22 protein-coding genes are annotated in these 23,415 nt (G+C 73.9%); 13 read left to right on the plus strand and 9 right to left on the minus strand.

Annotation, left to right across the window (positions count from 1 at the left end):
* Positions 1-95 precede the first annotated feature (95 nt).
* The 6 genes from LPU61_RS15745 (at position 96) to LPU61_RS15770 (ending at position 4,374) form a co-directional block, all read left to right on the plus strand.
* Positions 96-311, plus strand: a complete 216-nt coding sequence (locus LPU61_RS15745; RefSeq protein ID WP_036375672.1) for a ubiquitin-like protein Pup — start codon at positions 96-98, stop codon at positions 309-311.
* Positions 312-317: 6 nt separating this feature from the next.
* On the plus strand, positions 318-986 hold the full coding sequence (locus LPU61_RS15750) for an endonuclease VII domain-containing protein (protein ID WP_077939989.1): 669 nt from the start codon (positions 318-320) through the stop codon (positions 984-986).
* Positions 905-1,744, plus strand: coding sequence for a proteasome subunit beta (prcB, locus tag LPU61_RS15755; protein WP_043968823.1), 840 nt, complete (start codon positions 905-907; stop codon positions 1,742-1,744). Before LPU61_RS15750 ends, prcB begins: the two co-directional genes overlap by 82 nt.
* 64 nt (positions 1,745-1,808) lie before the next feature.
* Positions 1,809-2,621, plus strand: coding sequence for a proteasome subunit alpha (prcA, locus tag LPU61_RS15760; protein ID WP_043968824.1), 813 nt, complete (start codon positions 1,809-1,811; stop codon positions 2,619-2,621).
* A gap of 137 nt (positions 2,622-2,758) precedes the next feature.
* The gene (gene pafA / locus LPU61_RS15765; RefSeq protein WP_043968825.1) at positions 2,759-4,117 is read left to right on the plus strand and encodes a Pup--protein ligase; all 1,359 of its coding nucleotides are present in this window, start codon (positions 2,759-2,761) and stop codon (positions 4,115-4,117) included.
* Between the two features lie 68 nt (positions 4,118-4,185).
* Positions 4,186-4,374, plus strand: a complete 189-nt coding sequence (locus LPU61_RS15770; RefSeq protein WP_043968826.1) for a hypothetical protein — start codon at positions 4,186-4,188, stop codon at positions 4,372-4,374.
* Positions 4,375-4,437: 63 nt separating this feature from the next.
* On the opposite strand, the gene LPU61_RS15775 is transcribed toward LPU61_RS15770, so the two are convergent.
* Together LPU61_RS15775 and LPU61_RS15780 are read right to left on the minus strand one after the other, a co-directional pair.
* Positions 4,438-5,523, minus strand: a complete 1,086-nt coding sequence (locus LPU61_RS15775) for a DUF3866 family protein (protein WP_229405323.1) — start codon at positions 5,521-5,523, stop codon at positions 4,438-4,440.
* Between the two features lie 45 nt (positions 5,524-5,568).
* The gene (locus LPU61_RS15780; protein ID WP_043968829.1) at positions 5,569-6,546 is read right to left on the minus strand and encodes a cation diffusion facilitator family transporter; all 978 of its coding nucleotides are present in this window, start codon (positions 6,544-6,546) and stop codon (positions 5,569-5,571) included.
* Positions 6,547-6,680: 134 nt separating this feature from the next.
* On the opposite strand from LPU61_RS15780, the gene LPU61_RS15785 reads away from it, so the two are divergent.
* The 5 genes from LPU61_RS15785 (at position 6,681) to tatC (ending at position 10,494) form a co-directional block, all read left to right on the plus strand.
* Positions 6,681-7,679, plus strand: a complete 999-nt coding sequence (locus tag LPU61_RS15785) for a YafY family protein (RefSeq protein WP_043968830.1) — start codon at positions 6,681-6,683, stop codon at positions 7,677-7,679.
* Positions 7,676-8,725, plus strand: coding sequence for a YafY family protein (locus LPU61_RS15790; protein ID WP_229405324.1), 1,050 nt, complete (start codon positions 7,676-7,678; stop codon positions 8,723-8,725). Before LPU61_RS15785 ends, LPU61_RS15790 begins: the two co-directional genes overlap by 4 nt.
* Positions 8,726-8,735: 10 nt before the next feature.
* On the plus strand, positions 8,736-8,984 hold the full coding sequence (locus LPU61_RS15795; protein WP_043969546.1) for a hypothetical protein: 249 nt from the start codon (positions 8,736-8,738) through the stop codon (positions 8,982-8,984).
* A gap of 220 nt (positions 8,985-9,204) precedes the next feature.
* A complete protein-coding gene (gene tatA / locus LPU61_RS15800) occupies positions 9,205-9,522 on the plus strand; it encodes a Sec-independent protein translocase subunit TatA (RefSeq protein ID WP_074477176.1) in 318 nt (105 codons plus the stop codon).
* An 18-nt stretch (positions 9,523-9,540) separates the two neighbouring features.
* A complete protein-coding gene (gene tatC / locus LPU61_RS15805) occupies positions 9,541-10,494 on the plus strand; it encodes a twin-arginine translocase subunit TatC (RefSeq protein WP_229405325.1) in 954 nt (317 codons plus the stop codon).
* A 104-nt stretch (positions 10,495-10,598) separates the two neighbouring features.
* On the opposite strand, the gene LPU61_RS15810 is transcribed toward tatC, so the two are convergent.
* The 3 genes from LPU61_RS15810 to LPU61_RS15820 all read right to left on the minus strand — a co-directional run bounded on the left by LPU61_RS15810 (position 10,599) and on the right by LPU61_RS15820 (position 12,969).
* Entirely contained in the window at positions 10,599-11,198 is a 600-nt protein-coding gene (locus LPU61_RS15810; RefSeq protein WP_229405326.1) for a Rieske (2Fe-2S) protein, read from the minus strand.
* The gene (locus LPU61_RS15815) at positions 11,195-11,707 is read right to left on the minus strand and encodes a DUF6529 family protein (RefSeq protein WP_228986843.1); all 513 of its coding nucleotides are present in this window, start codon (positions 11,705-11,707) and stop codon (positions 11,195-11,197) included. The genes LPU61_RS15810 and LPU61_RS15815 overlap by 4 nt, the downstream gene beginning before the upstream one ends.
* A 533-nt stretch (positions 11,708-12,240) precedes the next feature.
* Entirely contained in the window at positions 12,241-12,969 is a 729-nt protein-coding gene (locus LPU61_RS15820; RefSeq protein ID WP_077939996.1) for a hypothetical protein, read from the minus strand.
* Positions 12,970-13,123: 154 nt separating this feature from the next.
* Between LPU61_RS15820 and LPU61_RS15825 the strand changes: the two genes are divergently transcribed.
* Positions 13,124-14,065, plus strand: a complete 942-nt coding sequence (locus LPU61_RS15825) for a diacylglycerol kinase family protein (RefSeq protein WP_229405328.1) — start codon at positions 13,124-13,126, stop codon at positions 14,063-14,065.
* 32 nt (positions 14,066-14,097) lie between these two features.
* Here the strand turns inward: LPU61_RS15825 and LPU61_RS15830 are convergent, their stop codons facing one another.
* Positions 14,098-15,075, minus strand: coding sequence for a DUF2804 domain-containing protein (locus LPU61_RS15830; protein ID WP_043968837.1), 978 nt, complete (start codon positions 15,073-15,075; stop codon positions 14,098-14,100).
* Positions 15,076-15,143: 68 nt separating this feature from the next.
* Complete coding sequence (locus LPU61_RS15835; protein WP_229405329.1) at positions 15,144-16,829, minus strand: pectinesterase family protein; 1,686 nt, start codon at positions 16,827-16,829, stop codon at positions 15,144-15,146.
* A gap of 199 nt (positions 16,830-17,028) precedes the next feature.
* Here LPU61_RS15835 and LPU61_RS15840 point away from each other — a divergent pair, with 199 nt between their 5' ends.
* Positions 17,029-17,583, plus strand: coding sequence for a dihydrofolate reductase family protein (locus tag LPU61_RS15840; protein WP_229405331.1), 555 nt, complete (start codon positions 17,029-17,031; stop codon positions 17,581-17,583).
* On the opposite strand, the gene LPU61_RS15845 is transcribed toward LPU61_RS15840, so the two are convergent.
* Together LPU61_RS15845 and LPU61_RS15850 are read right to left on the minus strand one after the other, a co-directional pair.
* Entirely contained in the window at positions 17,549-20,620 is a 3,072-nt protein-coding gene (locus LPU61_RS15845; RefSeq protein WP_229405332.1) for a BTAD domain-containing putative transcriptional regulator, read from the minus strand. The two genes, LPU61_RS15840 and LPU61_RS15845, sit on opposite strands and share 35 nt — an antisense overlap.
* Positions 20,621-20,782: 162 nt before the next feature.
* Positions 20,783-23,116: a beta-L-arabinofuranosidase domain-containing protein gene (locus LPU61_RS15850; protein WP_229405333.1), complete on the minus strand. Its 2,334-nt coding sequence runs from the start codon at positions 23,114-23,116 to the stop codon at positions 20,783-20,785.
* Positions 23,117-23,415: the final 299 nt, after the last annotated feature.

Raw genomic sequence — 23,415 nt, forward strand, 5'->3', positions numbered from 1 at the left:
CCCGAAAGCCCGCCCCGCGCCAAGCCGGCGCGCGGCGGGCTTTTCGTCGCCTCCGCGAGGTAAGTTCATCGGAGACGATCGTGGAGGAGGCAGCAATGGCCACTCGTGACAGCGGCGGGCAGTCGCAGTCGGGCAAGGCCCGGCAGGGCGAGGAGATCGAGGACGTCACCACCGAGGCGAACCCGGAGGTCGCCGAGCGGCACGCCGAGATCACCGAGGACGTCGACGACCTGCTCGACGAAATCGACTCCGTCCTGGAGGAGAACGCAGAAGAGTTCGTGAGGGGATACGTCCAGAAAGGGGGTGAATGACACTATATGTCCGATTTGCCCAGCGCATCGGACAAGAGGTGTCCCCAGTGTGAGCGCCTGCTGCCCACGACCGAGTTCCACCGCAACCGGCGGCGCGCGGACGGGCTGGCTTTCTACTGCAAGAGCTGCGCGGCGGCCCGCTCGGAGGCGAGCCGCCGCAAGCGCGGGATCAGCGCGCCGAAGAGGGCTCCGGTTCCGGTCCCCGTCGGGCTGAAATGGTGTCCCGACTGCGGAGACATCAAGCCGCTTGAGGACTTTCCGCGCACCAGGAAGGCCGGCGGGCGGCACACGTACTGCAAACCGTGCCACAACGCCCGTGGCAGGGAAACGGTGCAGCGGCTCTACGGCGGCACCCGCGAATACCACCTCCGTCGCCGCTACGGGGTGGGACAGAAGGAGTTCGACGAGCTCCTGGCCGAGCAGGGCGGGGTCTGCGCGATCTGCGGCGGCGCGGACCCGCAACATCTGGACCACGATCATCGCACCGGCTGGGTGCGCGGGATACTCTGCTTCAACTGCAACGGCGGTCTTGGCCAGTTCCGTGACAGTCCTACGAGACTGGCCAGGGCGATCACGTACCTGAGAGGAACCACGTGGCAGCGGGCTTTGATCCATCCGGGCGTCTACCAGATGCGTTCACCAACGCGGGGACGTCGTCCTTCACGTCTTTCCTGAGCAGGGTGGCCCCCGAGATGCTGCCCGGCCGTCGGCCGTTGCCGCCCGGCATGGCCGCCGACCTGGCGCCGCACGCGACCACCATCGTGGCCATCTCGGCCGCCGGTGGCGTGGTGATGGCGGGCGACCGACGGGCCACCATGGGCAACCTGATCGCCCAGCGGGACATCGAGAAGGTGCACCCGGCCGACGCGTACTCGCTGGTCGGCATCGCGGGCACCGCGGGCATCGGCATCGAGCTGATGCGACTGTTCCAGGTGGAGCTGGAGCACTACGAGAAGATCGAGGGCGCGATGCTCTCGCTCGACGGCAAGGCCAACCGGCTGGCGTCGATGATCCGGGGCAACCTGGGCGCGGCCATGCAGGGCCTCGCGGTGATCCCGCTGTTCGCCGGGTTCGACCTGGCCGCCGCCGACCCGGCGCGGGCGGGGCGCATCTTCAGCTTCGACGTGACCGGCGGCCCCTACGAGGAGACCGGCTACGACGCGATCGGCTCCGGTTCGATCTTCGCGCGGTCGGCGTTGAAGAAGCGGTTCCGGGCGGGCCTGTCGGTCGACGACGCGGTGCGGCTCGCGGTGGAGGCGCTCTACGACGCGGCCGACGACGACACGGCCACCGGCGGCCCGGACCTGACCCGCCGGATCTACCCGGTGGTGATGACCGCGACGGCGGAGGGCACGCACCGGCTCACCGACGCCGAGACGGCCGCGATCGCCGAGGCCGTGGTGGCCGGCCGGATGGAGAACCCGGGCGGCTGAGCCCCGCCTCCACCCCCCAGTCAGCAGTCGTCGTCAGCACAGCGCCCAAAGGAGAACCGCCGCCGTGGCCATGCAGTTCTACGCCTCGCCCGAGCAGATCATGCGCGACCGCTCCGAGCTGGCCCGCAAGGGCATCGCCCGGGGCCGCAGCGCGGTGGTCGTGAGCTACTCCGGCGGGGTGCTCTTCGTCGCGGAGAACCTCTCCAGCACCCTGCACAAGGTCAGTGAGATCTACGACCGGATCGGCTTCGCCGCCGTGGGTCGGTACAACGAGTTCGAGAATCTGCGTCGCGCCGGGGTCCGGATGGCCGACCTGAACGGCCTGAGCTACGACCGGCGGGACGTGACGGGTCTGGCGTTGGCCAACGCGTACGCGCAGACCCTCGGCGCCATCTTCACCGAGCAGTCGAAGCCGTTCGAGGTGGAGATCTGCGTGGCGGAGGTGGGGGCGACGCCGGAGGCCGACGCGCTCTACCGGTTGACCTACGACGGTTCGGTCAACGACGAGCCGGGCCGGATGGCGATGGGTGGGCAGGCCGAGGCGATCTCCGGTGTGCTCAAGTCTCAGCACCGGCCGGACATGTCGCTCGGTGAGGCGGTCCGGGTGGCCGTGGCGGCGTTGGGCAGCGTCGGCGGTGAGGGCGGGGCGGCGCGGACGATCGCGGCGAACCAGCTGGAGGTGGCGGTCCTGGACCGGCACCGTAAGGGCCGGACGTTCCGGCGGATCACCGGTGCGGCCCTGACCGCGCTGCTGGACGCCGAGGCGGAGGAGTCGAAGGAGCCGGCGACCGAGGAGCGTCCGGAGACCCCGGCGACGCCGACGCAGGAGGCGGGGAAGCCGACGACGTCGGCGGGCTCGGCGGACCTGGAGGGGTAGCGCGGGTCCGACACGCCCGGGGCGTGACCGTTCGGCAACAGTGATCACCTGGCCGGCCACCCAGATGGGTGGCCGGTCGCGTGTGTCCGGGTGGTCAGCCCTGCCCATTCGGGGCCGGAGAGGACTAATGTCAACTCATGGAGCGGCGAATCTTCGGCCTTGAGACCGAGTACGGCGTCACCTGTACCTACCGTGGGCAGCGGCGGCTGTCCCCCGACGAGGTCGCGCGGTACCTGTTCCGTCGGGTGGTGTCGTGGGGCCGGTCGAGCAACGTGTTCCTGCGCAACGGTGCCCGGCTCTACCTGGACGTGGGGTCCCACCCGGAGTACGCGACGCCGGAGTGTGACTCGGTGGTGGACCTGGTGGCCCATGACCGGGCGGGGGAGCGGATCCTGGAGGGGCTGCTCATCGACGCGGAGAAGCGGCTGCACGACGAGGGCATCGCGGGTGAGATCTACCTGTTCAAGAACAACACGGATTCGGCGGGGAACTCGTACGGCTGTCACGAGAACTACCTGGTCTCCCGGCACGGCGAGTTCGGCCGGCTGGCGGACGTGCTGATTCCGTTCCTGGTGACGCGGCAGTTGATCTGTGGGGCGGGCAAGGTGTTGCAGACGCCCCGGGGTGCGGTCTACTGCCTGTCGCAGCGGGCGGAGCACATCTGGGAGGGGGTGTCGTCGGCGACGACCCGGAGCCGGCCGATCATCAACACCCGCGACGAGCCGCACGCGGACGCGGAGCGGTACCGGCGGCTGCACGTCATCGTGGGTGACTCGAACATGAACGAGGTCACCACGCTGCTGAAGGTCGGTTCCGCGGACATCGTGCTGCGGATGATCGAGGCGGGGGTGGTGATGCGGGACCTGTCGCTGGAGAACCCGATCCGGGCGATCCGCGAGGTGTCGCACGACATCACCGGCCGGCGGAAGGTGCGGCTGGCCTCCGGCAAGGAGGTCAGCGCGCTGGAGATCCAGCAGGAATACCTGGCGAAGGCGACGGAGTTCGTGGAGCGCCGGGGCGGGGACCAGACGGCCAAGCGGGTGGTGGAGCTGTGGGGCCGGGTGCTGCGGGCGGTGGAGACCGGTGACCTGGAGCCGGTGTCGAGGGAGATCGACTGGGTGTCGAAACTGCGGCTGATCGAGCGGTACCAGCGCAAGCACGACCTGCCGTTGTCGCATCCCCGGGTGGCGCAGATGGACCTGGCGTATCACGACCTGCGGCGTGGGCGGGGCCTGTACGGGCTGCTGGAGCGGCGCGGGGAGGTGGACCGGGTGGCGACGGATCCGGAGATCTTCGAGGCGAAGGAGACGCCGCCGCAGACGACGCGGGCGCGGCTGCGGGGGGAGTTCATCCGGCACGCGCAGGAGAAGCGGCGTGACTTCACGGTCGACTGGGTGCACCTGAAGCTCAACGACCAGGCGCAGCGCACCGTGCTGTGCAAGGACCCGTTCCGGGCGTACGACGAGCGGGTGGAGCGGTTGATCGCGAGCATGTGATCCGGTGGGCCCCCTCGTGCGGCGCTGGTCGCGGCGGGAGGGGGCCGTCCGGGTAGGCTGGCGCTGCCATGATGTCTGAACCTCCGGGGCGCGAGCGCGGCGCCGAGAAGTTGAACTGGATCGACCGCCGCCGGGAGAAGATCCGCGCGGAGGTGGAGCGGAACCGGCGCGGCGAGTACACGGTGCCGACGTGGGTGTTGGCCGTGGCGCTGGTGGTGATCGTCGGCGGCTGGCTGGCGTTGATCTTCCTGGCCTGAGGGGCACCCGCGCCGCCCGGCCGTAGCCGCGCCGCCCGGCCGTGACCGGGACGCGGCGGTGGCTCAGCGGGCCAGGGCGGCGGCGTGCCGGCCGGCGGCTGCGGCGGCGAGGAAGTAGGCGTGGTCGGCGTCGAGGCCGCGGCCCATGGTGGACAGGGGCACGGGGCTGGCGCGCAGCGCGGCGTCGAGCCCGTCGGTGGGGACCCGGACGATGCGGTGCCGCCCGGCGAGGGGGGCGAGCGCGGTGTCGACGTCGTCGGCCAGGGCGGCGGGCAGGCCGTCGGGCACGACGAGGTCGGCGGGGGCGAGCGCGACCCGGCCGTACGCGGTGAGGCTGTGGTGGGACACGCCACGGTGCCGGGGGCGGGGGTCGGCGTCGGAGATGCGCAGGGAGCCGACGGGTTTCCCGTTGAGGGCGGCGACGGCGTTGACGGCCTCGCCGACGGCCACGCCGGAGTAGCCCCACCGGGTGCCGGTGCCGAGGTTGCCGGGGCCTTGGGCGCAGATGACCACGTCGGCGGCGAGCACGTGCCGGGCGGCGAGCAGGCCGCTGTGCACCGTGGTGGCCTCCAGGTCGCCGCCGAACGCCTGCCCGACGCTGACGGTGCCGGCGAGCCGGCCGCGCAGCCCGTCGAGGGCGCGGGAGAACCAGGCGGGCAGCGCGCCGCCGTCGGTGAGCAGGTAGGCGACGCGGGCGTCGGGGGCGTCGGCGTGGATGCCGGCGAGGATGGCGGGCAGGGCGGAGTGCAGGTCGGCGGTGACGACGGGCAGGCCGGCGACGTCCTCGGCGGCGGCGAGCACCTCGCGGTGGGGGCTGGCCTCCTCGTCGACGCCGAGCAGGATGGGTTGCAGGGGCGTGTAGCGGGCCTTGACGAGGTGCCCGGCGTCGCGGGTGTCGCCGGCCTGCGGCGGGTCGGGCGGCAGCCGGTCGGGCAGGGCCACGACGAGCGCGTACCCGCCGGTGCCGAGGCCCATGAGCAGCGCCCCGGCGTTGAGCAGCACCCGGTCGCCGGGCGCGGGGCGGCCGACGAGGTGCGGGTAGGCCAGGGCCCGCATGGTGGTGCCGTCGGCGAGTGTGACGTCCAGCTCGATCGCGCCGGTCCACTCCCGCCGCAGCGCCGTCACGGTTCCCGCCCGCCATCGCACCATGCGGTGCACGCTAGCGGTTGCCGGGCGCGGGGCGCGGCGGCGGGGTCAGCGTGGCGGCTCGTCCTGGATGTGTCGGGTGCGCCGGTTGCGGGTCTCGGGGCGCGACGGGGTGGGGTCGAGGAAGACGTACCCGATCTCGGGGTAGCGGGCGGTGAGGCGGCGCTCGGCCTCGTCGGCGGCGGCCTCGATGTCGGCGCCGGTGGCGTCGTCGCGGAAGTCGACCTTGGCGGCGACCAGCATGTCCTCGGGGCCGAGCTGCATGGTGAGCAGGGTGTCGATGCGTTCGACGGCGGGCAGCCCGTCGAGTTCCGCCGCGATCTCGTGGCGCAGCCGCTCGGGCACGGAGCGCCCGACGAGCAGCGAGATGTTGGCCTTGGCGAGGGTGATCGCGACGACCAGCAGCAGCAGGCCGATGGCGATGGAGGCGAGGCCGTCGTAGAGTTCGTCGCCGGTGAGGTGGGACAGGCCGAGGCCGACGGCGGCGAGCAGCAGGCCGATCAGGGCGGCGCTGTCCTCCAGGAAGACGGCCTTGACGGTGGTGTCGGCGGTGAGCCGCAGGAAGCGCCGCGGCGTGGTGTTCCAGCGGCGTGACTCGGCGCGGATCTGCCGGGTCGCCCGGGCCAGGGAGACCGACTCGACGGCGAACGACACGGCCAGCACGACGTACGCGACGAGGTAGTTGCCGCTGTGTTCGTGCACGAGGATGGTGGTGACGCCGTGGGTGATGGCGAAGCCGGCCCCGGCGACGAAGGTGAACAGCGCGGCGAGGAACGCCCAGACGTAGCTCTCCTTGCCGTACCCGAAGGGGTGGCGGACGTCGGCGGGCCGTGCGCCGCGGCGCAGCGCGAGGTAGAGCAGCGCCTCGGTGGTGGTGTCGGCGACGGAGTGCGCGGCCTCGGAGAGCATCGCCGCGGAGCCGGAGATCAGCCCGGCGACGAGCTTGGCCACGGCGATGGCGAGGTTGGCCGCGCCGGCCACGACGACGGTGCCCACGCTCTCGGTCTTGACGTCCGCTTCGGGCATGGGGCCACCCTATGGCCGCCCGGCGGGGCCCGCAGCGGTGCCGTTGCGGTCACCCAGGGTGAGTGTTGTGGCGTTGCCGCGACGCGCCCGGATTGGGTGCACGCCCGCGCGGCGCGGGCTGCTAGCGTGCACACGTGTCGCGGACCCGCACCGAACGCCTGGTCAACCTGGTGATCTGCCTGTTGTCGACGCGACGGTTCCTGACCGCCGCGCAGATCGCCGCGACCGTGCCCGGTTACGAGCACGATCCGGACGACGCGAAGGATCACGAAGCGTTCCAGCGCAAGTTCGAGCGGGACAAGGCCGAGCTGCGTGAGCTGGGGGTGCCGCTGGAGACGGGCACGGCGAGCGTCTTCGACTCGGAGCCGGGTTACCGCATCGCCCACCGGGAATACGCGCTGCCGGACATCCCGCTGGAGCCGGACGAGGCCGCGGCGGTCGGCATCGCCGCCCGGTTGTGGCAGCACGCGGGGCTGGCGGCCGCCGCGTCGTCGGGGCTGGCGAAGCTGCGTGCCGCCGGGGTGGACGTGGACCCGCAGGCGACCCTGGGCCTGGAGCCGATGGTGACGGTCGATCCGGCGTTCGCGCCGTTGACGGCCGCCGCGCGGGACCGCCGCGAGGTGAGCTTCGACTACCGGGCGCCCGACCGTGACGACCCGACCCGCCGCCGTGTGCAGCCGTGGGGCGTGGTCTGCTGGCGGGGCCGGTGGTATGTGGTGGGGCACGACCTGGACCGGGCGGCGACCCGCTGTTTCCGGCTGTCGCGGGTGGTGGGCGCGGTCCGGGTGGCCGGCGCCCCGGGCGGCTTCGAGCCGCCGCCGGGGCTGGATCTGATCAGCCATGTGGCGCGCTGGTCGGGGCCGGTGGAGCGCACGGGCCGGGCGACGGTCCTGGTCCGTCCGGGCCGCGCGGCGGGGCTGCGTCGCTGGGCGGTCGACAGCGGCTCCGGGCCCGCGGGGGACCGGCTGGTCCTGCCGTACGCGGACGCGGAGTCCCTGGCCGCCAAGTTGGTGGGGTACGGCCCGGACGTGCGGGTGCTCGACCCGCCGGAGGTGCGCGAGGCGGTCATCCAGCGGCTCAAGGAGATCGCCGCCCGGCACGACGAGCTGACCGTGACCGGAGGTGCCCGATGACCCGCCCGGCGACCCGTCCCGCCGCCCGCCCGACCGGCCCGCGCGCCGCCGGCAACCGGGCGTCGGCCGACCGGCTGGCCCGGCTGCTCAACCTGGTGCCCTATCTGCTGGCCCGGCCGGGGATCGAGATCGCCGAGGCGGCCGGCGACCTGGGGGTGACCGAGCGGCAGCTGCGGGAGGATCTGGAGCTGCTGTGGGTGTGCGGGCTGCCCGGTTACGGCCCGGGTGACCTGATCGACATGGCGTTCGACGGCGACCGGGTGACCATCACCTACGACGCGGGGATCGACCGGCCGCTGCGGTTGACCCCCGACGAGGCGCTGGCGCTGGTGGTGGCGTTGCGGATGCTCGCCGAGACGCCGGGGGTGGCCAACCGGGAGGCGGTGGAGCGGGCCCTCGCAAAGATCGAGAACGCGGCGGGCGACCTGGTCGGCGCCCCGGTGGAGGTGCGCCTGCAGGCGGACGGCCGGCGGGTGGAGCAACTGCGGGCCGCCGTGGGGCGGGGCCGGGCGCTGCGGATCACCTACTACACGCCGGCCCGGGACGAGACGACCGAGCGGGTCATCGACCCGCTGCGGATGCTGATGGTGGGCGGCCGGGCGTACGTGGAGGCGTGGTGCCGCCGCGCGGAGGAGGTCCGGTTGTTCCGGGCCGACCGGATCGACGCGGTCGTCGAGCTGGACGAGCCGGCGGTGGTGCCGCCGCAGGCCCGGCCGCACGACCTCACCGAGGGGGTGTTCCGCCCGTCGCCGGACCTGCCGTTGATCACGTTACGGATCGGTCGGGGCGAGCGGTGGATCACGGAATACTATCCGTGCGAGCGGGTCGAGCGCGGCGACGGCGACCAGTGGCTGGTGTCGCTGCGGGTGACCGACCTGGGCTGGGCCCGCCGGTTCGTGCTGGGGCTGGGCCCCGGGGTGGCCGTGGTCGCCCCGGCGGAGCTGGCCGATCAGGTCCGGGCCCAGGCGGTCGCGGCGCTGGAGGCGTACGCCAGCCCGGACGGCGCGCCGTCGGGTGACCCGGCGGGGTCCGCGTCGCCCCGGTAGGCTGGCCGCCGTGGTGAAGTGGATCGTGGTCGCGGTGGTGCTGTTCGCGTTCGTGGTGCTGGGGCTGGCCGTGCGGCCGGTGCTGGTCCGGCTGCCCCGGCTGCGGCGGGCGGCGATGGCGTTGCAGGGCCGCCAGGCGGAGGCGGAGGCGCTGCGGGTGTCGGCCGAGGCGTTGCAGGAGCGCGCGGAGGCGATGCAGGGGCAGGTGGAGCTCACCCAGCGTCGCCTGGCCGTGATCAAGGCGAAGCGCGGCCACTAGATCGACCCGGGCCGCTGCGCGTGCGCCCGGCGGCCGGCGCGGGGCGGGTATCCGCAGGTGGGATCCCGGGTTCGGGTGGTTGACGGGACGCGCGGAGTTGGTCAACACTTCACCAGCCGGTCGAAACCACCAGCGTCCGGCGGGTGGCAACGGCCCTCGACGGACGTACGATGGGCTCCGGTAACACCCCCACGACGACACAGAGCGACTGGAGCTTCCCATGGGTGCCCTCAAGCCGTGGCACATCGCCGTACTCGTGGTCGTGATGATCCTGCTCTTCGGCGCGAAGCGGCTTCCCGACGCGGCCCGCTCGCTGGGCCGTTCGCTGCGGATCATCAAGGCCGAGACGAAGAGCCTGCACGACGACGACCGCGATCTGGCCGAGAAGGCCGACGCCCAGGCCGGCTACCAGCCGCTGCCCCCGAACGCCGCGCAGCCGCAGCAGTCGTACGCGCAGCCGCAGCAGCAGCCGTACGCCCCGCCGCAGGCTCCGCAGCAGCCGGTCATCGACCCGGTGCAGCGCGTCCGCGACCACTGACCGAGGGGCCCGACCACCGTGGCCTTCGCCCTTCGTAAACGCGGACCGAGCAAGTTCGAGCAGGCCGCCGACGGCTCCATGACGCTCATGGACCACATCCGTGAGCTGCGCTCCCGGCTGTTCCGGGCGTCGCTGGCGATCGTGGTCGGCCTGATCGGCGGCTTCCTGCTCGCCCAGCCGGCGTTCGACCTGCTGAAGCAGCCCTACTGCCGGCTGCCGGGTGCCACCGACGCGCTCGGCAACTGCCAGCAGTTCCTCCAGCTCTCCCCGGCGGACGGCTTCATCCTCAAGCTGAAGCTGGCGCTGTGGATCGGCCTGATCATCGGCGCGCCCGTCTGGCTCTACCAGCTGTGGGCGTTCATCGCCCCCGGCCTGCACCGGCACGAGCGCAAGTGGGCGTACGTGTTCGTCTCCATCGCCGCGCCGCTGTTCGCGGGCGGCGCGCTGTTGGCGTTCCTGGTGGTGGACAAGGGCCTGGCGTTTCTGATGGAGTCGGGCGTCACGGGTTTGTCCACCCAGCTTGAGGTCACCCGGTACATCTCCTTCGTCACCAACATGATCCTGCTGTTCGGGGTGGCGTTCGAGTTCCCGCTGATCCTGCTGATGCTCAACTTCACCGGAGTGGCCAGCGCGAAGCGGCTGCTCAGCTGGTGGCGTGCGGTGATCTTCATTTCGTTCGCCTTCGCCGCGATCGCCACGCCCGACCCGGGGCCGTTCGGCATGACCCTGCTGGCGGCGGCGCTGTCCCTGCTCTACTTCGTCGCCGTCGGCGTGGCGTTCCTCAACGACAAGCGGCGCGGGCGGGGCAAGGAGATCTACGCCGGGATCGCCGACGACGAGGTGTCGCCGTTGGAGCTCAACGACGACCGGGTGCCACCCAGCCAGCGGATCGAGGCCGTCGACCCGATCGGCGTCCCGGAGCCGGTGGCCGCGCCGGCGCCGATCGACCGGCGCTACGACGACATGACCTGACGAGGCTGACGACGCGAAGGCCCGCCCCGAGAAGTTCGGGGCGGGCCTTCGTGGTGCCGGGGGTGCGGCCAGTCGGGCCGGCGGTGGCGTCGTGGGGACCGCCGTCAGGCGAGCAGGACCTGACCGTCGCGCACCGACACCGCGACCGGTGGCAGCGGCGAGCCGGCCGGCCCGCCGCGCACCGACCCGTCGGCGATGTCGAACCTGCTGTTGTGGCAGCCGCAGACGATGGTGCCGCCGTCGACGCGGGTGACGGTGCAGCCGGCGTGGGTGCAGGTGGCGGAGTACGCCTTGACGGTCTCCTGCGTCGGCCGGGTCAGCACCACGCCCCGGTCGGCGAGGATCCGGCCGCCGCCGACGGGCAGGTCGGCCACGGCGGCCAGCGCCGCCGCCTGCCCACCGGCGGGATCGGCGGGGGCGTCGGCGTCGGCGTCGGCCGGGTCGCCGCTGCCGGCGGGCTCGGCCACCGGGTCCCCGCTGGCCGGCGCCTCGCCGCCGGGCGGGTCGGCCGCCACCGGGGCGGCGACGGGCTCCCCGTACGTCTGGCAGCCGGTCAGCAGGGCGGTGACGCCCGCCGCGCCGGTGGCGCACAGGACGGCCCGGCGGGACGGGCACGGCCGGTGCTCGTCGGTCATCGCGCTGCTCTCCTCGCTGCGGTCGGTGCCGACCGGCGGCCTGCTGCCAGTGCCGGCGGGCGGCGTCACCGGGTGATCCCGAAGGTGGTGAAGTACCACAGCGACGAGGTCAGCCAGATCGCCGTGAGGGCGACGAAGACCGCCCCGCCGGTGACGGGCAGGACCCAGCCGGCCAGTCCCGGTTTCGGCAGGGCCAGCATCTTCGTGGTGAACATGCCGAAGAAGAAGCAGCCGAACAGGGAGTGCGCCAGGGTGCGCAGGTCGTAGGCGGCGAAGCCGAGGGCGTACAGGCAGTGCACGGCCACGGGCACGGCGAGCAGGAACGCCACCCGGCCGGACCAACGGTGGGCAACGCCCGCCCAGGACGGGCGGAAGCCGCCGAGCCGCCCCCACATCGCCAGCGCCGACAGCACCTGCACCACGGCGAGCGCCATCGCGCCGCTGCCCAGCCACACCTTGACCTGCATCGGCCCGGTGAAGCCGGCGACGTTGACGGCGATGCCGGTGGGCTGGTGCAGTTTGGCGTAGACGCCGGTGGCCACGGCGACCGCCGCGCCGGCGAGCACCGGCAGCAGCAGCGAGGCCGTCCGGGCCGGCTCGGTCTCGGCGGCGAGCCGCGCCGCGAACGCGGCGGGATCGGGCAGCACCCGCAGGCCCCGATCGTCGTCGGGGCCCCGGTCGTCGCGGGACCGGTCGGCGTCCGGCCCGCCGTCGCGGCCGGCGCGCCAGGTGTCGACCTCGGGCCGGGCCTTCTTGCGGCCGGCGTCCCACCGGTCGCCACCGGGGCGGGCACCCGTCCCGGTGCCCCACACGTCGACCTCGGGCCCCGTGTCCGGGCCGTCGCCCCACGCCCCGGCCCGGGGGGCGTCGTCGCGGCCCGGCCTGCCGGCCCGGGGCGCGTCGCCGCCGTCGCCGATCCACCCGCCGGCCCGGGGGCCGTCGTCGTTCCCGCCGTCCCAGGCGCCGGCCCGGGGCGCGCTGTCTGCGTCGCCGCCCCACACGTCGACTTCGGGCGGGGTGTCCCAGTCGACGCGGGGCGGGGCCTTCGTGCCGCTGTCCCAGGCGTCGCCGGCCGGGGCGACGTCCGTGCCGGCGCGCCAGTCGCCGCTGGTCACCGGCCGGGCTCCGGCGCGGGGATCACCGGCCGGGCGGTGACGGTCAGCCCCTCGACGATCGTGGTGCCGAACGCGGGGTCCAGCGGCGGCGCCGGGATCGGCCGGCCGTTCCAGGTGAGCACGCCGATCTGGGTGCCGTCGGGCCGCAGGATCCAGCCGCCGTCGACCCCGGCGTCCCGCAGCTGCGGGGTCGCCCGGTAGACCACGGGGGCGGTTCCCGCCGTGGCCTTCGCGGTGAACGTGGTCGTGTCGCCGCCGATGGTCAGCTTGCCGGTCGCCTCGGAGCCGTCGAACGTCCCGGTGAGCGTGGCGTCCTTGCCGTCGAGGGCGAGCTTGCCGTCGGTGGCCGTGCCGCGCAGCCACAGCTCCATGTCCTTGCCGTCGCAGACGTACGCCTCGGCGGCGCCGTCGCGGGAGGTGATGGCGATGGTGGCGCCGTTGTTCAGGCGGCCGGTCCAGCTCGCGTCCACCTTCTGTTCGGGCGTTCCGGCGGCCGGGACGTCCGTCGCGCCGGGGGCCGCCGCCGGGGGCGCCGAGGCACCCGGGGACAGCTCGGGCGGTTGGCTCCCGGACGGTGCCGGCGGTGCGTCGGCGGCGCTGGCCGGGGGCGCGGCGTCCACCTTCGGCGGTGCGGCCGTCGGTGCCGCCTGCGCGCTCATCGCGAACAGCACGGCCGCCATTCCGGCTCCGGTCACCAGCGTCAGCAGCGGGGTCATGCGCTTCATGGGGCAGCTCCCTTCACCGGAACGTACGGGGTTGGCCCGCCGGTCGTTCAACGTGACGGCAGATTGCTTCGGCGACGATTCCTTCCGACCCGACGCGAGGGCCGCGCTGGGCGGGCCGGCAGGCCGGTGCCGGGGCGGGCGAGCAGGCGGTACGGTGCTCGCCGTGACCGCAGCCGACCACTCCGCCCCCGGGCCGCGTCCCGACGGTCCCGTCGCCGTGCTCGCCAACCCCACGGCCGGGCGCGGGCGGCACCGGGGCCTGCTGCCGCGCCTGCTGGACCGGCTCGCGACGGCCGGCCGGCCGGTGCGGCTGCTGGAGGCGGGCACGGGCGCGCAGGCCGAGGCGGCGTGCCGGGCCGCCGTCGCCGACGGGGCCGGCGCCCTGGTCACCGTCGGCGGCGACGGCACGGTGCACCGGGGCCTGCAGGCGGTGGCCGGCACGGGGGTGCCGTTCGCTCCGGTGCCGGCCGGCACCGGCAACGACTTCGCCGCCGACACCGGCTTCCCCGCCGATCCGCTCGCCGCCGTCGAGACCGTCGCCGCCGCGCTGCGCGAGGGCCGGACGCGGCCGGTGGACCTGGCCCGGCTGACCGGCCCCGGCGGCGACACCCGGTGGTACGGGGCGGTGCTCGCCGCCGGCTTCGACGCGATCGTCAACGAGCGGGCCAACCGGATGCGCCGCCCGCGCGGCCCCCGCCGCTACGACCTGGCGATCCTGGTGGAGCTGGCCCGGTTGCGCCCGCGCCGCTACACCCTGCGGCTCGACGGCGAGCCGCTGGAGTGCGACGCGGTGCTGGTGGCGGTCGGCAACTGCGCCAGCTACGGCGGCGGCATGCGGATCTGCCCCGACGCGGACCCGACGGACGGCCTGCTGGACGTGGTGGTCGGCGGCCGGTTCGACCGGCGCACCCTGATCCGGGTGAAGCCGCGCATCTACCGGGGCACCCACGTGCGGCATCCGCTGGTGAGCACCCACCGGGCCCGCACGGTGGAGTTGGCCGCCGAGGGGATCACCACGTACGCCGACGGGGAGCGGTGCCTCGACCTGCCGGTGACGGTGACCGCCGTGCCGGGCGCGGTGTGCCTGCTGCGCTGAACGGGACGTGGGTGCGGTGTGGGGCGGCGCGGCTACCAGCGGTTGCGGGCCTCCTCGGCCCACCCGACCAGCCCGTCGAGGTCGACCCGCTCGCCGTCGTCGGTGGCCGCCCAGCCGGTGAAGTGCCCGAAGCACTGGTGCGTCTCGTTGGCCACCACGCCGAGGTTGGTGCGGGCGGCCCGCTCGTGGAACGGGTGCAGTGTCACGTCCACCCGGTCGCCGGTGATCCGCCACGGGCGTAGCCAGTCGGACCGGTCGTACGTCCAGCGCAGCTCGTCGCCGATCTTGTGGAGCCGGCCGGCGACGAACAGCCCGTTCTCGGTGCTGCCGGTGCCGTCGGTCCACTTCCCGCCGAGCTGGACGGCCCGGCCGGGCCCGCTGCCCGCCGCCCAGTTCCAGGCGATCGAGTACGGCCACCGTCCGCGGCCGTGGTCGAGCACGGCGAACGAGCCGTCGGCGGGGACGTCGTGCCACGTGCCGCCGACGCGCAGCCGGCCGTGCACGGGCCGTCCGACGTCCTTGACGGTGTACTGGAACCGTCGTTGGCCCCACGGCACGACCACCCCGAGCGACTCGTGGCCGGCGGGCAGCGGCATGGCCAGGTCGACCTCGACGTCGCCGGCGGTGGCGCGCAGGGTGGTCCCGTCGGGGCGCTGGTCGACGTCGACGGTCACCGGCCCGCGCGCGGTGACGGGGCCGACGCCGCTGCGCTCGGGCAGCGTCACCCCGCGGGCCAGCGGCACCACCGCTTCGGTGACGACCTCCTCGCCGGTGGCGCGGTCGAGCACGTAGACGCTGTGTACGCCGGCGTAGTCCAGCGACGACACGACGACCCCGATCACGTGGGCGGGGGTGACGACGCCCCAGTACTCCCAGCGCTTGGTCCGCCCCCAGCCCCGCAGGTTCGCCCGGTGCAGGGGGCGGCGGGTCCAGCCGACCGCCGCCGGGTCGAGCCGCCCGTCGGGCAGGCAGAGGTCGACGGGGGCGGTGATCTCGCGTTCGTGCGTCATGGCGGGAGGTTACCCGCCGGTACGCGGGGGTGGTGCGTGGTCCCGCCGCCCCCGCGTACCGGGGCCGGTCAGTGGATCGGGTTCCAGCCGTCCGAGCCGGCCAGGTACTGCTGCGCCGTGTAGGTGGGCGCCTGGGCGTCGGTCAGCTGCGGGCGGTCGGCGGTGACCGTCGCGCCGGGGCCGCTGTTGCGGTACTCGAAGAACCGGGCGTCGCGCCACGAGAACCCGGACATGTCGGTCCATGGGGAGTCCTTGACGTGCGCCCCGAGGACGCTGTCGCGGAACACGACCTGGCCGATCGCGTTGACGTCGCCGCTGGGGTGCCACGGCCGGCCGAGGTGCACGCTCTGGGCGGCGGCCGAGTCGGTGGTCAGGGTGCAGCCGACGAACAGGAAGCCGTACGGGTTGCCGATCATAGTGGACGGCGCGGTGACGTACCCGTTGTTGCTCGACGACCCACGGTCGAGCGACCTGATCTCGCAGCGGTCGAAGACCCCGGTGCCCCGGCCGAAGATGAAGTCGACGTCGCCCTCGACGTAGCAGTTGCGGAAGTACGCGCGGCCGATGGTGCTGCTGTTGGCGCTGTTGTGGTAGAGGGTGTCCTGGTTGCCGAGGAACCGGACGTTGTCGAAGACCAGCCGGTCGGCGCGGGTGAGCACGGCGACGGCCTGCTCGGCGCTGTAGTCGTGCGCGGCCTCGTCGAAGCTGTTGGCGAAGGTCAGGTGCCGGGCGGTGAAGTCGCTGCCGTCGATGGTCACCGAGGCGCTGCCCGAGGTGCCGTAGGTGCCGCCGTCCGGCTTCGGGGTGCCCGAGGCGTTGTCGTAGGTGATGACCACGTCGCGGGCGTCGCCGGTGGAGCCGACGAAGGTGAGGTGGGGCTTGTCGGCGGGGATGGTGACCAGTTCCCGGTAGGTGCCGGGCCGGATGACGATGGTGCGCGGGATGGTGTTGCCGGCGGGCACGGCGTCCACCGCCGCCTGCACGCTGGTGTAGGTGCCGCTGCCGTCCTTGGCGACGACCACCGTGCCGGTGGCCGGCGGGGTGCCGGTGGGCGTCGGGGTCGGCGAGGCGGGGGGTGTGGTCGTCGGCGTCGCGGTGGGGGTGGCCGTCGGTGGCGTGGTGGGGGTGGTGGTGCCGCTGGTGACCGTCACGTCGTCGTAGCGGGCGGTCGCGTAGCGGGTCTGCACGCCGATGCGGCCGGTGGCGATGCTGCCGCTGCCGGAGCCGACCTGGACGCCGTCGACCCACCCGCGCACGGTCGACCCGGCGGCCTCGATGCGCAGCGTGTACCAGGTGTCGGTGGCGACGGTCCGGGAGAGCGTGCCCAGGGTGGTCGCCGCGCCGCTGCGTACCGCCTCCAGCCGGACCTGGTTGCCGGGCAGCAGGGCCAGCCGGTAGTAGGTGGTCGAGCCGGAGGCCCGGGCGAGCAGGGCCACGGCCCCGTCGGCTGGCAGGGTCAGGGCCTTGACCCGGGCCTGGACGGTGTAGTCGGCCCAGGACGACGTGCCGGCGAACAGGCGCGCGTTGTCGGTGTCGGCCTTGGCCTGTTGCAGGGCGGGGCTGTCGTCGGCGACGACCGACCAGGTCCCGCCGGACTTCGACCAGCCGGCGGTGTCGCCGTCGGCGAAGTCGTCGCTGAACAGCGTGGCGGCGTACGCGGACTGGGCGCCGCCGAGCTGGGTCAGGCCGAGCAGGGCGGTGGTGAGGGCGGCGGTGGCGACGGCGAGCAGGGACCGTCGGCGGCTTCTGCGCATGGTGGAGGAACCTCCGGGGGACGGGGTGGGGAGGTCGGCGGATGCCGTGCGTGAAAGCGCTTTCCTGGCGCACCGTAGCCCGGGTTCTCATGCCTGTCAATGAACGCGTCGCCCCCGCGCGCGGACCTGAAGCGAACCGTAAGCGGGATCCGGCAGGGTGTGGGGTGTCACCACGAGCGCCACCGACACGGGAGCCCCGATGCGTAAGCTGATCAACTCGACGTACGTCACCCTCGACGGCGTGATCGAGAATCCCATGTGGACCATGCCGTACTTCGACGACGAGGCCAGCGCCTTCGCCGGGGCGCAGACCGACGCCGCCGACGCGGTGCTGATGGGCCGCGTCACGTACGACGGCATGTCCGTCGCCTGGCCGGCCCAGGACGAGAGCGACCCGACCACGGGCGCGGCCTACTTCAACAACGTCCGCAAGTATGTCGCCTCGACCACGCTGACCGACCCCACCTGGAACAACACCCGGGTGCTCCGGGGCGACCTGGTGGCGGAGGTCCGCAAGCTCAAGGCCCAGGAGGGCAGGGACATCATCCAGTACGGCTTCGGCTCGGTCACCGCGCAGCTGGTCAGGGCGGGCCTGGTGGACGAGGTGCGGTTCTGGATCCACCCCGTCCTCACCGGCGGTGCCAGCATGACGACGCCCCTGGCCGACTTCACGGCGTCGTTCGAGCTGATCGACACCAGGGTCATGAAGAGCGGCGTGGTCATCGCCTCGTACCGGCCAGGGCCGGTCGGGTGACGGCCGTCCGTGCCCGGGCCTCGTCCGTGCCCAGCCGCCCACCCTCGGCGAACAGCGCGTCGAAGCGCTCCCGCCCGAGCGTGGCGGCGAGGCGCCCGGCCACCCGGTCGGTCTCGGCGCGCTCCGCCGGCGCGGCCGGGGCCTGCGCGGCCAGCCGGGCAGCGGCGGCGGCCCCCAGCAGCGCGGCGGCGACCTCGGGCGGCCCCGCCGCCGACGCCATCCCCTCCAGGGCGGCGGCGGCATCCCGGGGTGAACCCATCGCCCGCGCGGCGTCGAACGCCTCCAGGTGCAGGGCCAGCCCGGCGGCCCGGTCACCGCCCTGCTCGGCGGCGTAGCCCAGCTCGACGAGCACCATCGGCAGGTAGAGCGCGGGCCGCGCCTCGCGGCGACCCCGCTCGGCGACGCGCGTCAGGTGACCGGTGGCCACGCCCAGGTCGCCCGCCCGGCGGGCGGCGATGCCGAGGCTGGTCTCCGCGAAGACCAGCGCGGCCGGGGCGTCCTGCTCCGCCGCCAGCGCGTACGCGCGCCCGGCCAGCTCCCGGGCGCGCCCGTGGTCGCCGGTCTGCACCGCGAGCCACGCGAGCCAGGACAGCTTGCTGCCCACCTCCGGCCGCAGGGACAGCTCCTCGGCCCAGCGCAGCCCCTCCCGGTGCAGGGCAGCCGCGCGCTCGTGCTCGCCGCGCATCTCGGCCAGGCCACCCACCCAGTCGGTGGCCTGCAACCGGCCCCATCGGTCGCCGATCGCGGCGAACAGCGCCGCGCTGCGGCCCCCGGCGCCTTCCAGCCCGGCGAGATCTCCGGTGGCGTGCGCCAGCTTGGCCCGGGAGCAGAGCACCGCGGCCTCGACCCAGGGGTCGGCGCAGGCGACGGGCAGCAACTCCGCCGCCAACGCCAGCTCGCCGCGGTCGATCAGCGCGTGCGCGACGAACCACGCCGCCCGGCCGTCGACCGCGCCGGCCAGCGCGGCGCGGACCTCGCCCGGCACGATCGGCTCGCCCCGCAACAGCGCGAAGCCGACCCGCCACGGCGCGGCGCGGGCCTCCTCCGCCGGCTCGCCGCGCGCCGCCAGCGCCCGCCCCGCCTCGGTCAGCCTGCCCCGCAGGAACCAGTACCAGCTCAAGGCCGTGGCCAGGCGCAGCCCGCCGCCGTGCGTCAGCGCCACCGCCAGGTTGCCGGCCTCAGCGTCGAGCCGGGACAGCCACCGCCGCTGGTCGGCGCCGCGCAGCTGCGGGTCCGCGCGTTCGGTCAACTCCGTGTAGTACGCCGCGTGCCGTGCCCGGACGTCGTCGGCGTCCGTGAGCCGCTCGGCGCAGAACGCGGCGACGGACTCGAGCAGCCGGTAGCGCGGGCCGTCGGGCGTCTCGTCCAGCACCACCAGCGAACGGTCCACCAGCCGGGTCAGCGTGTCGACGTCGGCCCCGCACACCCGTTCGGCCGCCTCCGCCGGGCAGCCGTCGCGGAACACGACGAGCCGGGCCAGCACGTGCCGGTCGGCCTCGGCCAGCAGGTCCCAGCTCCAGCCGATCACCGCCGCCAGCGTGCGCTGCCGCGCCGGCACGTCGCGCTGCTGCGTGGTGAGCAGCCGGAACCGGTCGTCGAGGCGGTCCACGACGCCCCACAGGCCGAGCGCGCGCACCCGGGTCGCGGCCAGCTCGAGGGCCAACGGCAGGCCGTCCAGCCGACGACAGAGCTGGGCCACGGCGGGTGCGGTCCGCTCGTCGAGGCGGAATCCGCGCTGCCGCGCGGCGGCCCGGACGGCGAACAGCCGGGCCGCCGCCGAGCGCCGGACCGCGTCGACGTCGCCGTCGTCCTCGGGCAGGGCCAGCGGCGGCACCTCCCACAGCAGCTCGCCGGTCAGGCCGAGGGGTTCCCTGCTGGTGGCCAGCACGGTGACCGCGGGCGCGTCCCGCAGCAGCCGGGCCACCAGCGTGGCGACCGCGTCGACCACGTGCTCACAGTTGTCGAGCACGAGCAGCACCCGCCGGTGCCGCAGCGCGGCGCAGAGCCGGTCGGCGGCGGGGACGGCGGCGCCCGGCGGCTCCCGCAGGCCCAGCGCGTCGAGCACCCGGTCGGCGACGCGCGGGTCACCGGCCGGCAGCGGGGCCAGCTCGACCAGGCAGCCGCCGTCGGGCCCCGCCGGCTCGCGGGCCACCTCGGTGGCCAGCCGGGTCTTGCCGACGCCACCCGGCCCGACCAGCGTGACCAGGCGCCGCCCCGGCAGCACGGCGCGCAGCTCCGCCAGGGCCCCGGCCCGCCCGACCAGCTCGTCGAGCCGAGCCGGCAGGCTGTCGCGCACGATCGCGGCGCGCGGCGGCGCGCTCAGGCCGGAATCCTGGGCGAGGATCCGGCGGTGCAGGGCGACCAGCTCCGGCCCCGGGTCGAGCCCCAGCTCCGTGGCGAGCCGGTCGCGCAGGTCGGCGTAGCTGTCCAGGGCTTCGGACTGCCGGCCCGCCGCGTACAACGCGCGCAGGTGCAGCGCCCGCAGGCCCTCCCGCAGCGGGTGCCGGGTCACCAGCTCCGCGAGGTCGGCGGCGACGAGGTCGTGCTCGCCCCGGGCCAGGCGGGCGGCGGCGAGCCGCTCGTGCACGGCGAGGCGCTGCTCGGCCAGCCGGGTCGCCTCGGCGTGGACGAACCCGGCGTCGGCCACGTCGGCGTACGCGTCGCCGCGCCACAGCGCGAGCGCGGCGGCCAGCCGTTCGACGTCGGTCGACCCGGCCAGCCCGGCGAACCGGTCGGCGTCCACCGCCCGGGTGCGCAGCAGGTAGCCGGGCGGGCGGGACTCGACCAGGCCGCGGGCGCCCGGCTCGGCGTCGTTGAGCGCCCGGCGCAACTGGGACACCCGTACCTGCAGCGCGCCGCCCGGGTTGGCCGGCGCGTCGGCGCCCCAGACGTCGTCGATGAGGCGGTCCGCCGACACCACCCGGTTGCGGTTGGTCAGCAGCACGGCCAGCAGCACCCGGACCTTCGCGCCGGGAACGAGGACCGGCTCGCCGGCGTCGGTGGTGACGGCGAGCGGCCCGAGCACCCCGAACTGCACGGCGGCCATCGTAGCGGCGCAGGCCGACAGGAAGCGGACCGTCAGCGCCGGGGCGCACCGTCGGGCCGGCGAGGTCCGACCGGCCCGCACCGCGCGTGGGGGAGCGGGCCACGCCGGCTACGACGCCACCGGCGCGACCCGCTCACGATCCGCGGGCGGGACCTAGCCGTTGGCGACGAGCCGCCAGCGGTTGTCGGCGCTGCCGTTGTCGGAATCCTGTACGGCCTGCGCCCCCTGGGCCGTGGAGCCATTGAGGATGCCGAGCAGCTTGCCGCTGTTGACGTTGCGGATCTTGTAGGTGCCGTCGCCCTGGCTCAGCAGGGTCCAGAGGTGGTCGGCGGTGCCGTTGTCGGCCCACTGCAGGACGCGGGCGTTGTCGGCGGTGGACATGTTCTCGACGCCGAGGACCTTGCCGCTGTTGACGTTGCGGAACTTGACGTTGCCGCCCTCGGTCACGACGACCCAGTTGTGGTCGGCGGTGCCGGTGTCGCCCCACTGGAGGGCGAGCCCGCCGTCGGCGGTGGACATGTTCTGGATGCCGAGCACCAGGCCGCTGCCGACGTTGACCAGCTTGTGGGTGGTGGTGCCGGTGCCGCCGCTGACGCTCCAGTAGACGGTGTAGTTGTAGCCGTGCGCGTCCTGGAACGGCGCGAGGTTGACCGTGGCGCCGTTGGCGGTCGCGGTGAACGCGAGCGAGCTGGTGCTGGTCCGGGTGACCGACGTGGCGTTGAGCGAGGGCAGGGCGTTCAGGGTGGTGTTGCCGTAGTTGCCGGCCAGCACCATCGGGCCGTAGGTGACGGCGGCCACGGCGGCGTTGTCGTTGGCGGGCGAGAGCGCGACCCGCATCGGCAGCCGTACGGTGACGGTGTCGCCCGCGGCCCAGGTGCGGGTGACCGTGGCGTAGCTGCCGGGCGTGGTGTCCACGCTCTGCGTCGCGCCGTTGACGGCGACCGTCGCGCCGGTGGCCCACGCCGGGATGCGCACCCGGATGCTCCACGAGCCGCTCATGGTGCCGGAAAGGCTCAGGGTGGTGGTGTCACCGACCGGGTAGTTGGTGCTCTGGGTGACCGTGATGCCGCGCTGGGACCAGTTCAGCGTCGACGGCGCGAACAGGTTCACGGTGAGCGTGGTGCCGTTGTAGAAGTAGATCGAGTCCATCAGCCTGGTGTTGACCTCCAGGCCGGTGCCCTGGCAGCACCAGAACGAGTTGTAGTCGGTGCTCCAGGTGCCGCCGCCCCACGCGGGGCCCACGCCCCGCCGGCCACCCGGCTTGAGCGGGGTGAAGTAGGTGACGTGGCCGTGGCCGTCGGCCGGGTTCTGGGCGCCGATGACGTGGTTGGCCAGCGCGCGCTCGAAGAAGTCGAAGTACGCCGCCCGGTTGGGGTCGATCAGCCACAGCTCCCGGGTCAGCTTCAGCATGTTGACCGTGTTGCAGTGCTCGCACGTGTCGTTGGTGAGATAGCCGGAGATCGCGTTGGGCGGGCGGAAGTGCTCGGCCTGGCTGTTGCCGCCGATGACGTACGTGTGCGCGTTGACGGTCATGTTCCACGCGTTGCTGGCGATGTCGCGGTACCGCGTGGTGCCGGTCGCCTTGAACTCGCGCGCCGCGCCGATCCACTTGGGCACCTGCGTGTTGGCGTGCAGCCCGTTGAGCTGGTCGGAGTTGCTGGCGAGCGGGTTGAACACGGCGGCGTGGTCGAACCGCTGGGCGACGGTGAGCCAGCGGCCGTCGCCGGTGTACTGGTAGAGGTCGGCCAGCGCCTCGTTCATGCCGCCGAACTCGGTGCCCAGCATGTTCTGCATCTGGCTGGAGCTCAGCCGGGACGTGCGGGTGTCGACCCAGCCGGCCAGGGCCAGCAGGACGGTGCGGGCCTGGGTGTTGCCGATGTAGCGCCAGACGTCCAGCAGCCCGATGAGGGTCTTGTGGATGCAGTAGTAGGGCACGTTGCCGTTGGACAGCGTGCGCGCCTCCAGCGCCGCGAAGTCCGACTCGGGGAACCCGGACAGGTAGCCCGCGGTGAACCCGGCCGCGCCGTTGTTCGCCTGGCACTTGGCCAGCTCGGCGACCATGTAGTTCGCCTTGTCGCGGCAGGTGGTGTCGCCGAGGACCGCGTACGCCTGGGCCCAGGCGGTCAGGAAGTGCCCCTGCATGTGCGTGCGGAACGGGAACGACGGGGCGTCCCAGCCGCCGTTGGACGCGGCGCCGTTGGTGGACAGCCGGTGGTTGGCGCGGAAGTTGTACAGCAGCCGGTCGACGTCGACGAACCGCAGGTAGCTCAGCGTCCGGTTCTGGTTGTCCAGCCAGCGGCCGGCGGTCAGCCGCACCTGGCCCAGCTCGAACGGGTACGCCGAGACGCCGGTGTCCGGTCGGGCGGGCGGGACCACCAGCGCCGCGGCGGCCGGTTGCGCGTCGGCGAACGTGGTGCCGGCCGCGGAGGCGACCGCGGTCGCGCCGGCGGCCTGCAACAGCCGTCGTCGGTTGATGGACAGGGACATCGGACCTCCAAGGGGTGCCGGGCCAGGGACGGGGGACTGCGGCCCGAGGACAGGTTGTCGGGCCGGCACGCCGCCGGGCCCGACTGGAACAGCTCGCGTTAACGTTCACATGCGACGACAGGCATATTACGTTCGACGCCTGGATTGATTCAAGGTGATGACTATATCGAGGTTCTTACGGCTACGATGTGGGCGCGTTTGCGCGGGTAGAAGGCCACCTTGCGCGGCTGTGAGGGCTGACGCCGCCGACGCGGGCCAGGCCGCTGGGGGCTCGCCGTCGGGCGGGCCGGCATGTTACC

It is taken from the genome of Micromonospora sp. NBRC 110038 (assembly GCF_020884815.1).
GTDB classification, from domain to species: domain Bacteria; phylum Actinomycetota; class Actinomycetes; order Mycobacteriales; family Micromonosporaceae; genus Micromonospora; species Micromonospora haikouensis.